This is a genomic window from Sinorhizobium sp. M4_45, from assembly GCF_002885915.1.
GTDB classification, from domain to species: Bacteria; Pseudomonadota; Alphaproteobacteria; order Rhizobiales; family Rhizobiaceae; genus Sinorhizobium; species Sinorhizobium meliloti_A.
Genome location: NZ_NWVE01000006.1, coordinates 72,020 through 83,746, shown reverse-complemented (window position 1 = coordinate 83,746; position 11,727 = coordinate 72,020). Strand labels below are relative to the sequence as shown.

12 protein-coding genes are annotated in these 11,727 nt (G+C 57.7%); 8 read left to right on the top strand and 4 right to left on the bottom strand.

The features are described 5' to 3' along the window. Positions 1-49 precede the first annotated feature (49 nt). Both CN933_RS17565 and CN933_RS17560 read right to left on the bottom strand, forming a co-directional pair. Positions 50-895 (bottom strand): SDR family oxidoreductase, encoded by an 846-nt coding sequence (locus tag CN933_RS17565; protein WP_102761898.1) that lies wholly within the window; start codon positions 893-895, stop codon positions 50-52. A 61-nt stretch (positions 896-956) separates the two neighbouring features. Beyond that, complete coding sequence (locus tag CN933_RS17560; RefSeq protein WP_102761897.1) at positions 957-2,270, bottom strand: MFS transporter; 1,314 nt, start codon at positions 2,268-2,270, stop codon at positions 957-959. A 162-nt stretch (positions 2,271-2,432) separates the two neighbouring features. On the opposite strand from CN933_RS17560, the gene CN933_RS17555 reads away from it, so the two are divergent. After that, positions 2,433-3,356 (top strand): AraC family transcriptional regulator, encoded by a 924-nt coding sequence (locus CN933_RS17555; RefSeq protein ID WP_102762173.1) that lies wholly within the window; start codon positions 2,433-2,435, stop codon positions 3,354-3,356. Positions 3,357-3,843: 487 nt separating this feature from the next. Here the strand turns inward: CN933_RS17555 and CN933_RS17550 are convergent, their stop codons facing one another. After that, complete coding sequence (locus CN933_RS17550) at positions 3,844-4,629, bottom strand: alpha/beta fold hydrolase (protein WP_102761896.1); 786 nt, start codon at positions 4,627-4,629, stop codon at positions 3,844-3,846. A 191-nt stretch (positions 4,630-4,820) separates the two neighbouring features. On the opposite strand from CN933_RS17550, the gene CN933_RS17545 reads away from it, so the two are divergent. The 3 genes from CN933_RS17545 to CN933_RS17535 all read left to right on the top strand — a co-directional run bounded on the left by CN933_RS17545 (position 4,821) and on the right by CN933_RS17535 (position 7,177). Then, entirely contained in the window at positions 4,821-5,363 is a 543-nt protein-coding gene (locus CN933_RS17545; protein ID WP_245425078.1) for a sigma-70 family RNA polymerase sigma factor, read from the top strand. After that, the gene (locus tag CN933_RS17540) at positions 5,356-6,003 is read left to right on the top strand and encodes an NrsF family protein (RefSeq protein ID WP_102761894.1); all 648 of its coding nucleotides are present in this window, start codon (positions 5,356-5,358) and stop codon (positions 6,001-6,003) included. Before CN933_RS17545 ends, CN933_RS17540 begins: the two co-directional genes overlap by 8 nt. A gap of 187 nt (positions 6,004-6,190) precedes the next feature. Then, entirely contained in the window at positions 6,191-7,177 is a 987-nt protein-coding gene (locus CN933_RS17535; RefSeq protein WP_102761893.1) for an alpha/beta hydrolase, read from the top strand. Between the two features lie 45 nt (positions 7,178-7,222). Here CN933_RS17535 and CN933_RS17530 read toward each other — a convergent pair whose 3' ends face one another. Then, entirely contained in the window at positions 7,223-8,032 is an 810-nt protein-coding gene (locus tag CN933_RS17530; RefSeq protein ID WP_102761892.1) for an SDR family NAD(P)-dependent oxidoreductase, read from the bottom strand. 46 nt (positions 8,033-8,078) lie between these two features. Here CN933_RS17530 and CN933_RS17525 point away from each other — a divergent pair, with 46 nt between their 5' ends. The 4 genes from CN933_RS17525 (at position 8,079) to CN933_RS17510 (ending at position 11,483) form a co-directional block, all read left to right on the top strand. Further along, positions 8,079-8,459 (top strand): winged helix-turn-helix transcriptional regulator, encoded by a 381-nt coding sequence (locus tag CN933_RS17525; RefSeq protein WP_102761891.1) that lies wholly within the window; start codon positions 8,079-8,081, stop codon positions 8,457-8,459. Positions 8,460-8,464: 5 nt separating this feature from the next. Next, positions 8,465-9,151, top strand: coding sequence for a TetR/AcrR family transcriptional regulator (locus tag CN933_RS17520; protein ID WP_245292581.1), 687 nt, complete (start codon positions 8,465-8,467; stop codon positions 9,149-9,151). A gap of 80 nt (positions 9,152-9,231) precedes the next feature. Beyond that, positions 9,232-10,650, top strand: coding sequence for an MFS transporter (locus tag CN933_RS17515; RefSeq protein WP_102761890.1), 1,419 nt, complete (start codon positions 9,232-9,234; stop codon positions 10,648-10,650). Positions 10,651-10,727: 77 nt separating this feature from the next. Next, positions 10,728-11,483 carry an SDR family oxidoreductase gene (locus CN933_RS17510; RefSeq protein ID WP_102761889.1) on the top strand — a complete coding sequence of 252 codons (756 nt, stop codon included), beginning with the start codon at positions 10,728-10,730 and terminating at the stop codon, positions 11,481-11,483. Positions 11,484-11,727 lie beyond the last annotated feature (244 nt).

The window sequence follows — 11,727 nt, the reverse complement described above, 5'->3', positions numbered from 1 at the left end:
CCCCTCGTCCCTCTTCATCGCCGAGGGGTGCTGTCGGCGGCTTACCGTCTCACCCGAGACCGCCGTTTGCGAAGACGTTCTGGCCATTCACCCATGCGCCTTCCTTGGAGCATAGAAGGGCTATGGTGCCGGCGATGTCCTCCGGCAGTCCCAGTCGTCCGAGCGGCGTCTGCTCGGGAATTCCCTTGAGCGCTTCTTCCCCGTGCTGACGCAGGAGTTGCGTATCGACGGCGCCGGGCGCAACGGCGTTGACCGATATGTCGCGACCAGCCAGTTCCTTTGCGAGCACGCCTGAATACAAAACCTGGACGGCTTTGCTGGCCGCGTAAGCTCCGGTCCCGGGCGGCGGCGTCTTGATGATGCTCGAACTGAGGCTGATGATCCGGCCGCCATCGCGAACGCGGCGGGCCGCTTCGCGCAGGACGTTGAAGCTGCCCTTCACATTAGTGGCGATCATCCGGTCGAAGGCTTCATCGGTCATCTGGGCAAAGGGGCCGACATTCATGATACCGGCATTGTTGACGACGACATCGACGCCGCCGAATGCCTCATCATTGGCGTCGAACAGCGCTTTCACCGCTGCCGCGTCCGCCACGTCGGCCTGACGGAAAATTGCGCGACCACCGGCCGCCTCAATGTCGCGTACCACCTGAGCCGCAAGATCACGATTGGTTAGATAGTTCACCGTCACAGCGTAGCCGTCGCGCGCCAAGCGCTTTGCGGTGGCGGCTCCAATGCCACGTGATGAGCCCGTGACGACGGCCACGCGTTGTTCTGTATTTCTCACGGTTGTCTGTGTGCTTTGGGCGGAGGCTATGCCGGTCATCGCAAGAGCCGATGGTGCGGCGGCTGCAAGAGCCAGAAACGTGCGGCGGGAATTGCCGGTATCAGGCATTGAGGTTTCTCCTTTTCAATAGGCCCGGGGCGCCTTTGATGTTGCGTGGATGGGGAGGTGTTCAGCGCTGCCGAAGGAAAGCGCCGACCCTTTTGTTGGCGACGAGAAGCGCCAGGCCAGACAGGATGCTCGCCAAGGGCACGATCAAAAGGCCAAGCGCGAGACCGTTTGGAACATCGGCTGCGCTTGCAGCATCGCTCACCACGCCGACGAACAAGGGGCCGAGGGCTGGCCCGATAAGGCCGCTGCCAATCATGACGAGGCTGGATGCCTGCGCCTGACGACCAGGGCCGGCGACGAGGTGCGCTGCACCGAAACCCCAGGGCAGCATGAACGAGAATGACAGCATCGAAGGGACGAACAAAGCGATGGACATCCATCCCGCAGGGGCAAACAGAGCCGCAGTCGTTGTGATGCTGGCCGCCAGGAAGAGCACGGCAGGCGGACCCAGCACGCGACCGGATCCGGAGCGAACGGCATGGTCGAACCAGCGACCTCCGCCCAATGTGCCGACAATGCCCATCAGCCCCTGCAGCAGTCCGAAGAAGACGCCTACCTCGGTTGCGGTGAGATCATGGGTGCGAATTAAAAACGGGACAGAAAAGGCGTAGAACGGTGCTCCGGCAAAACCGAGGAAAATCGTGCCTAGGAATAGCCAGCGAAAGGCCGGTGCCGACAGGAGGTTTAGACTTGTCCGCAAAAATGGTTCATTGCCGGTGGCGGTAACATGCACGCGCGGCGTCGGACCTGCGACAAGGCACGTCAAGAAGCCGATCAAGACACCGATGGCGCCGGCACCCATCAGTACGACACGCCAACCGAAGATATCCGCGATGGCACCGCCAGCCGCAAATCCAGCCATCGTTCCCAGCGGAATACCCATCGCGAAAAGACCGATCGCAAGGCCACGCCGCTCCGGTTCGATCTTGCGCGCAATCAAGGCATGGCCGGCCGGGACTGCCCCTGCTTCTCCGAATGCGACGCCGAAGCGGGTCAGCGCAAGAAACATGAAACTGGCGGCGAAGCCGCCGAGTGTTGTCATCACACTCCAGATCAGCACGCACGAGACCAGGACCAGCCGTGGTGATCCTCGATCCGCCGCGCGAGCGAGCGGCAACGACAGAAGTGCGTAACAGACCGCGAAGGCGACGCCAGTCAACAGTCCAATCTGGGTATCACTGAGTGACAGGTCTGCTTTGATCTTTTCGGCGAGGATGAACGGAAGGATCCGATCGATCTGCGAAAATGCGTTGATCAGCAACAGGACGGTGCATATGGCAATGAACCGCCAACTCTTCACATACTCACTGCTCAAGGGTGCGGGCTGTGTCCGCACTATTGAAGGATCTCTTGACCCGGCGACAATTTCTGCCATTTTGAGGTTACTCCTCGCTTGGTTGCACCCTTAAGCTAGATGGAGTGTCCGATGAGCAGAATGCCCGAATTCTCAAGAAATTTGCCTATTCCTGCAGAGGAGGCGAATAAGCCGGCGAGGAGCCAAGTGCTGCCATGGCCCTTGGACTATGTGGAGCCGCGCATGAATGCACCGCTACTTTCAGCCGTAACGGATTACATCGAAGCCCAGGGCGGTGGCCAAGGCCTGTTCCCGACAGCCATTGATGGCTTCAATATTGTCCGCTCATTTCAGTCGATGATGCCGATGCGAAACATCTATCGGCCGTCGCTCTGCGTTGTGCTGGAGGGCGCAAAGGAGCTGCATTTCGGAGAAGAGCGGCTGAACTACCGAACGATGGAGTGCCTGGTTGTCAGCGTTGGCCTCCCGGCGACCGGCCGCATTGTCGAGGCGAGCGAAGAGGTTCCCTATGTGGGCGTCCTGATCGATTTCGACGTGGCAACCTTGCGGAACGTCCTTGAACAACTGGACGCACTTCCGGCGCAATCAGAAGAATCAGGTCCCTGTGCTTTCGTTGCTAAAGTCGATCAACCGCTGGCCGACTGCATTCTTCGCCTGGTGAGATTGTTGGCAACGCCGAAAGCTATTCCAGTTCTGGCGCCTTCGATCGTGCGTGAAATATGCTACTGGCTGCTGAGCGGGCCGCATGGCGGTGACATCTGCAAGCTGGCACTGCCGGAATCCAATATCGAACGCGTCGTCAGGGCCGTGTCGGTGCTGCACACCAACTTCGCAGACACGCTGCGTGTCGAACAGCTAGCGGAGATCGCGCGGATGAGCCCGTCGTCATTCCATCAGCACTTCAAAGCGTTGACCTCTATGACGCCGCTTCAGTTCCAGAAGCAACTACGCTTGCTCGAAGCACGCCGCCTTATGGTGACGGAGGCCGCCAATGTTGCCGAAGCGGCCTACAGGGTTGGCTATGAAAGCGCATCGCAGTTTAGTCGCGAATATTCAAGAACCTTTGGCATTGCTCCCAAGCAGGATGCCTTGACCCAGCAGCGCCTCCACAATGCCTATGCAAGCCGAAGTGTGCGTTCAGCCTGATGGAGTTAGTAAGAACGGCGTGACGGAAAGTGCGCGGGGGAAACCCGGCGTTTAGTTCAGCACGCGTTCTGAAGAGGAAGGCGGGAGTTAGAAGCCAACCTCATGCACGAGATATTGGCAACCCAAGGTAGTCAATTGTGTTGGTAGAAGCTCCGTCTTTGGCCGTCGCAATGTTCCCAAGTGGAATGCAATAGCATCCATAAGGCCAGGCTTCAGAATCCGGAAACAACGTGTCCTAGGTTCGACTCGGTTCAAGAGCTAGATTGCTTGAGAGATAAATCTGAACAACCTGGCACACATATATTCATTGCCTAACAGCTCGGAGAAAGAACGACACCCCCAGTCTTGGCTGTCGTCCTCTCTCGACTGCGCTGCTTGCCTCGTTGCCTAGAAACCGTCCGCTTTGCAAAGAGGTCACTGGACGACTAGCGCAGGTTTAGGGGAGGTCACGCAGCGGTGTCTGACTGTCTGAATTTCGCGGATCGGGTTAGGCTTTCTGGCCTGCAGCTTCCAGGATAAGCTCCGCGACCTCGTCCGGGTGCGAGATCAGCGAGAGATGGCTGGCTTTCAATTCGATTGCCTTTGCGTCCATGCGTTTGGCGAGAAAGCGCTGCAGGTCCGGGTTGATCGTGCGGTCCTCGCTCGACACCGCGTAATAGCTGGGCTTGTGGCGCCAAGCGGCTTCGGTAACTTTGCCTGAGAGTAGCGTCTTCTGGAAAGGATACTGCGTTGCATACAGCACCTTCGCGCGGGCCGTGGGAATGTCACCGGCGAAGTCCTCGAGGAACGCCTTCTCGCTAAGTCTTCCTTCCTCACCGTCGAAAACAATTCCGGCAGAAGCGGGGGGAGTAGGGAAGGTTTTCGCTAAAGCGCCGAAATCCTCGTTTGCGTCCGGTGCACGGGCGGCGACGTACACGAGCGCCGACACATTAGGGTGCATTCCTGCCTGAGTTACAATCATTCCCCCAAATGAGTGCCCGACCAATACTGTTGGCCCATCCTGCCGCGCCAATACTCGCTCCGCAGCAGCAACCGATTCCGAGAGAGTGGTCAGAGGGTTCTGCACGGATGTGATGTTCAAGCCCTTTGGCTGCAGCCTCGATATCACTTCGCTCCAGCAGGAACCATCTGCGAATAGCCCATGCACGAAGACAACGTTACGGGCCTTTTCTGGGCGGCCGGCTGCCGACGCGGCCAAGCCTTTGGTTGAAAGCATTGATGCTGCCGCGCCGGCAAGCATAGCAGTTGAAAATGTGCGCCTGTTCATGATCATTCCGGACTTCCTTTCATCATAAAGCACATGCTTCGAGGAGTCTTTCGTTGGGAATTCCCCGATCTTACATCGTCACGCCTATGTGATCGGCGCGTAATATCGAATAATTTCGCGATGCGACGTAACAACGGGTCTCGTCCAACCGAAAGCACGAGTGCATGGACACACGGGAAGACAGATGGGCGAAAGCGATGCGCGCGGAACGCACTGGAGATAGCGCTGCCTACGAGGCATTTCTCAGGGCTTTCGCCGCTTCGGTGCGGCGGATCGCCGAAACGCATTTGCGGTATATGGGCTTCAGTCGCTATGAGGCAGAGGATGTCGTACAGGAAGTGCTCATAGCAGTGCATTCCCGTCGCCACCAATGGGATACGAAGCGGTCTCTGCTTCCCTGGCTGAACGCAATCACGCGCTACAAGATCATTGACGCCAGCCGGCGCTTGGGCCGAGACGCACGCATGCGCGTCGATTTGACCGAAGAGCAGTGGGCCGGATTGTTCTCATCTGAGGGGGTCGTCGATCCTGAACGCAATCCGGCAGATGTCGAAAAACTAATCTCCGCCTTGCCCCCTGGCGAACAGGCTGCTGTCCGAGCCATCGGGCTCGAGGGTGCCTCTACCAAAGAGGCCGCGGCGCGCATCGGTTCCACCGAGGGAGCGGTGCGCGTCGCCTTCCATCGCTCGTTGAAGAAACTAATGGCGGCAACACAGAGAAGGGGCCCCGGGCATGAATGACAATCGACAGCCAACGGACGATCTTATTCGAGGGCTTGCAGCGCAAGCTGGTAAAGGTTCGTCACTTTTGCTCCGTCTCTCGATCGTCCTTCCTGTCGCGCTGGTCTTTTCGATCCTGGCAGCGACTGGCGTCGTTGTGATGATCGCCGGTCCGCGCTCCGATCTCATGCAGATACTGCCGACATGGACATTCCTATTCAAAGTCATCGGCATGGTTCTTGTAGCTGCCGGCGGGTTTCAGCTTGTTTGGACAGTGGTCCAGCCGGGCCTGGTTCCTCGCACGGTTCTCTTTCTTGCTCCGGGACTGGCCTTCCTGCTTACCGGAGCTTTGTCGGATCGGAGCGGCTTTCCCTTGCTTGGGGTTCACACCTACTCGGTGCTAAATTGTGCGGGTACTATCATCATGGCCTCCATCCCGGCACTCGCCGCTATTCTCTCTGCGATGCGAGCCGGAACGCCCACGCGGCTCAGCCAGGCAGGCGCTATTGCAGGTTTCCTTGCAGGTTCCGTTGGTGGTCTCGCCTATACCATCGCCTGCCTCAACGATGGCGCTGCCTTTGTGGCGGTATGGTATTCGATCGCCATTGCATGTGTAGCGGCACTGGGAGCGTCAATCGGGCCCAAACTGTTAAGGTGGTAGCAAAATCAGTTTGGTAATAGGCTATTCTCCCCTCAAAGCAATGGGATACAGTCAGTTATCGGGCTGCGGACCCAAACGCCAATCTGAAGCGATCTTGTATCTCGGGCAGATCAACTATAGTCGACAGGCCAGACCGGCGCCCGGGTTCGAGAGAAAGTCGTCGCTTCGTTCCGTGACAGAGCAAGAAATGAGCAATTCCTCACGCAGTGCAGCCGTCCCTTCACGGATAATTCAGGTCCCACAGTCCATCAGCGTCGAAGCACAAGCGGCACTGTCGTGCTTGGTCGACGAGGACGGCAGCCCTATCAATGCGCGGTTCGAAATGCCGTCCCCAGAGGATTTTTCAGGCTGGATGATGATGAAAGCCGCAGTAGATGCGCATTACGCCGCCGCGGCTAAAGATCTTGCCGAGAGTTTGCAGTCCACAGTCACGACAATTGTAGTCGAGCAAGCAACGATCCATGTTGCGACGCCGCACGGAGCATTTCATGAGCGTGGCGCACTCATCGACCTGCATGGCGGCGCATTGGTGTTCGGAGGCGGAGAGGCCTGTCGCGTCAGTGCACGCCGCCAAGCTCACCAGCATGCCGTTCGATGCTACGGCGTCGATTACCGGATGCCGCCTGAGGATCCCTATCCGGCCGCTCTTGATGACTGCTTGGCCACGTACCGTCATGTGTTGAACGGTCATCCCCCCGACAAGGTGGTCATCCTGGGGAGATCGGCCGGCGGCAATCTCGCGACTGCTATGCTGCTAAGGGCGAGAGATGAAGGCATGCCAATGCCCGGCAGATTGGTCTTGCTCTCGCCACAGGTTGACCTCACCGAATCGGGCGACAGTTTCCAAACAAACCAGATGCTTGATCTTGTTCTCCCTCGCCCGCTTAGATCAAGCAACCTGCTCTACGCTGGTGGTGCAGATCTTTCCAATCCCTATCTGTCGCCACTCTTTGGTGATCTGCGGGGCTTCCCGCCGACGTTTCTGCAGACCGGCACGCGTGATTTGTTCCTGTCAAACACGGTGAGGATGCATCGAGCCTTGCGAAAAGCTGGCGTGGAAACCGAATTGCACGTCTTCGAAGCTATGCCCCATGGTGGCTTCATGGGTGGGACGCCGGAAGACCAGGAACTCGAAGCGGAGATCCACCGGTTCGTCATGGCAAACTGGAACTGAGGCGGGGAACTTAGACAGGTTTGGCGCAGCTTCTCTGTTGTCCTGCTACATCCCTGGCCACATTCCTCCGTCAAGTCGGAGGTTTGCTCCTGTGATATAGCCAGCACGGGGGCTCGAGAGAAACGCAATCGCATCTGCAATCTCCTCGAGGGTTCCGACCCTTCCAACGGGCACCTGAGCAAACATTGGCAGGATTTCTCTCTCTATGTCGTCCCAGGGGGCGTCAATGGCCATCCCCCTCTCAATGGCTTTCTTACGGAATGCGGTATCCAAACTGATGCTATGCACCGTTCCAGGCGAAACGGTGTTTGCGGTGATGCCGTGTGCAGCAACGTCTTTTGCGAGCGACGCCGTCATCGCGATCATGGCCGCCTTGGCGGCGGAGTAGTCCGGTCGACTTGCGGGCGGCATCAGGGCCGCCAGGCTTGAGATGTTTATGATCCGACCCCACCGCGATGCTTTCATTGCGGGCAGAACTAGCGAGATGATCCTCACAGATGCGAGCACGTTCATGTCATAGACAGCGGCCCACGTTTCAGGGTTTGTCGAAGTCCAATCCTCCGCCGGGGCAGATCCGCCGGCATTATTGACCAGGATGTCGATCGACCCTGCTGCGGCCTTGGAATCCCTAACAAGACGATCGACCTGATCCGACACTGTCAGGTCGCCGAATACCGCGAATGCCCGACCTCCAGAGGATATGATGTCATGCGCGACGTCCTCTGTTTTCATTCTGTCGCGACCGTGGACAAGAACGGTTGCCCCTTCCTTCGCGAGGCCTCTGGCCACACCCTCGCCAATCCCCTTGCTGCTTCCCGTGACCAGCGCAACCTTGTTTTGGAGTTGTAAGTCCATGATATTTGATCCGTGTTACCGTCTCCAGCAGATATGAGGTTCGTCGATGAAGCAGGCAATTACGCACTTTATAGTGCCTGTCGAGGACAGGGCGACGTGCCTCGGAGCCGACGGTTCTGTCTCTCATGTCAGCAGGGTGCTTCGGATGATCACAGGACGTTGGAAACTGCCGATCCTTTTCCGATTGTTCGCCGAACCATCATTGCGGGCATCGCAGTTCATGAGAGACATACCTGGGATATCCCAGAAGATGCTAACGCAACATCTCAGGGAGCTGGAAATTGACGGCCTCATAATCGGGCACGACTTTCAAGAGCAGCCTCCTCGAGTCGAATACTCGCTGAGTTCGGCAGGCCGCGGGCTTATGCCGATTTTGATGGCCGTCAAGGAATTCTCTCGGGATTATCCCGTCGATCGGCGTCGCTAACTAAGTTGGGCACCGACGCTTGGCGCATCATCCCGAAAATATCGCTTGTATTGTGGACCGAATGGTTCCATATATTTGCCATGGTCAAGCGCAATCAAATATCCGCGTCCGTCGGTCGCCCTCGAGAATTCGAACTCGATGAAGTAGTTCGAAAAGCAATGCACGTATTTTGGAATCGTGGATATCACGATGCATCCCTTCCCGACTTGCTTGAGGGCATGGAACTTTCCAGAGGCAGCTTTTATAAGGCTTTCGTCGACAAGAGAGGCATCTATCTGCGCGCCCTCGACGCTTACATCGAGGACGCCGTTCGCTCGGTCGGTGAAACGCTGCATTCCAATCCGTCGCCCAAAGCAGCAATTCGAGACGCTTTCTCGCAACAAGTGGATCAAGCATCCGGACCGGAAGGTTTGCGTGGCTGCTTTGTCGTCTTTGCAGCCGTCGAAATGCTTCCAGAGGATAAAGAGGTCGCACCACGTATTTCCCGGCTGTTCAGACGTCTGCAAGATCTTTATGCGGCGGCGATCATAAGAGCCCAGGCCGTGGGCGAAATCGATCCAGGGCTGGATGAACGAACGCTCGCCAGGTTCCTCGTGTGTCAGATCCAAGGTATGCGGGTCCTCGCCAAGGCAGGAGCGGATCGCGCTGAGACGAGGGCCATGGTCGAACTGGCGCTGAAGGCACTTGGCTGACCCAAAATTGGAACCAAATAGTTCCAAATCATTGCCATTGCAAACCGTCGATCGATTTTTTGGTCGATGTGGAGAGACTTATGAGAGACACCAGCAATCCCAATAACAAACTCGATCCACGTCGATGGATGGCACTGGTCATCCTTTTGACCGGTGCCTTTTTGCCACCGCTCGACTTCTTCATCGTCAACGTGGCGCTGCCCTCGATCCGGGAGGATTTCGGGGCCTCTGCGTCGACGATGCAGCTGATTATCTCCGGTTACGCCACCACCTATGCTGTGATGCTGATCACTGGGGGCAGGCTTGGAGATCTCTATGGTCGACGAAATGTCTTTCTGGCTGGAATGGTCGGGTTTGCAGCCGCATCTGCCTTATGCGGGTTTGCCTGGTCTCCAGCCGCGTTGGTCGCCGGCCGTATCCTTCAGGGGTTTGCAGCGGCAATCATGGCGCCGCAAGCCTTGGCTTCCATCAACGCGATTTTCCCAGACCACGAAAAATCAAAAGCCCTCAGCGTTTATGCCCTGACATTCGGGGTGGCATCGATGGTTGGTCTGTTTCTCGGTGGTGCGTTGATTGCGCTTGATATCCTTGGTCTTGGATGGAGAGCCATCTTCCTCATCAACCTGCCGGTTATCGCGGTCGCTGCGCCGTCGGCCTTCATCATGTTGCGGGAAACCCGATCTGAGCGCCCAAGCAAATTGGACCTTGGCGGAGCATTGTTGATCGCGATTGCGCTATCTGCGCTGATTGCGCCGCTGATCGAGGGGCGGGAGCAGGGGTGGCCGATCTGGCTAATCCTGATGCTTGTCATGTCCCTCCCGTTTTTCCTCCTGTTCTGGCGGCATGAGAAACACCTGGAGTCGACGGGGAGAGATCCGATTCTTGCACCTAGCCTGCTGCAAAACCGTGGACTAATGCGCGGGCTGCTGGCTGCATTGTTCTTCTACTCGCTTGCGGCCTTCTGGCTGATATTCTCGGTCTATCAGCAGGGTGGCCTTGGTCTGACGCCTTTCGAGGCCGGGCTGGCGATCCTTCCTGCGGCCGTCGGCTTCGTCCTTGGTCCTTTCGCAAGTGAGCGCATCCTCCGCGTCTTCGGAAGATTTTCCGCCGGCGCCGGCATGGTGCTGCAAGCTGCAGGGTTGTTTGGAACGGCGGCCTTGATTTCGAATGGCCTTCCACAATTCCTTTTTGCCGCGCTTTTTCTTATCGGTGCGGGGCAGGGGATCGCCCTTCCAAACCTGGTGAAGAGCATCGTGCAAAGGGTGGACCGGGCGCAGTCAGGATTGGCCTCTGGTCTGGTCAATTCGATGTTTCAGATTGGCGGTGCGTTGGCAGCCGCAATTGTTGGCGGGTTGTTCTTCTCGATCTTGGGGTCGGCCACAGACGTTCAATCCATTGGCCGAGCATACAGCGTTGCAGCCGTTGCAATTGCCATTTGTCTTCTCATCGCGGGATGGCTTTCCGTCAGCCTTACATCGACCCAACCGTTGCGTCGATGAGCGGCGCATCATCAGCCGATCGCGCGGAAACGGCGTGAAACTCCCAAGCAAAACAGAGACATACAGAGGTACTCTCCATGAACAACATCTCCACACTACCTCTTTCCGGCAAGCGCGCGCTGGTCACCGGTGCGGCACGCGGTATCGGTGCGGCAATTGCGCTAAAACTGGCCGAGGATGGTGCCGATGTTGCGATCACCTATGAGAAGTCGGTCGAGAAAGCGGAAGCTCTCGTTGCCAAGATCCGCGCCATGGGTCGAAATGCGATCGCCATCCATGCCGATGCCGCGAGCAAAGCAGCCGCGATGGCTACCGTCGAACAAACTGTCGCTGAGCTCGGCGGCCTTGATATTCTGGTCAATAATGCCGGTGTCCTTTTCGCAGGTGATTTCTCCACGCAGCCACTGGAGGAGATTGATCTTCAGCTGAACGTCAATGTTCGCGGTGTCTTTCTGATCACTCAGGCAGCGCTGAAATATATTCCCAACGGAGGTCGCGTCATCAGTACCGGCAGCAACGCGGGTCTGGCTGTGCCGTTCGCGGGGATCGCGGTCTATGCCGCGACAAAGTCTGCGCTGGAAAGCTTCACGCGCGGCCTCGCACGTGAGTTGGGCTCTCGGGAAATTACGGTCAATCTGGTTCGACCAGGTCCGATTGATACTGACATGAACCCTGCCGATGGCGCGCTCGCAGCCGCTATCCTGCCAAACCTCTCGATTGCTCGATACGGTAAAACCAGTGAAGTCGCAGAGGCCGTCGCCTTTCTCGCGGGGCCCGGTGCAGCCTACATTACCGGCTCAGGCATTCTCGTCGACGGCGGCATCAGTGCCTGAGCATTGAGACGAGGCGGTGCCTCGCCGTTCCACCCTGTAGCTACTAGCGCGGAATAAGGGCGCGCATGGGCCGCCGCGGAGTTCCCTCCGCTGCACTGTGCGCGTATGTTCGGCGAAGCGGACGGCGGCCCTTATTCAGGCATTTCTCCACTCCGTTGGTGGTTTTCCTGCGTTGCAATCGTACCAAGGTAGCAAATATGGGTGGCCTGGTTTCTGCTCAAGCGCCCGTTGAGCGGTAACAGAC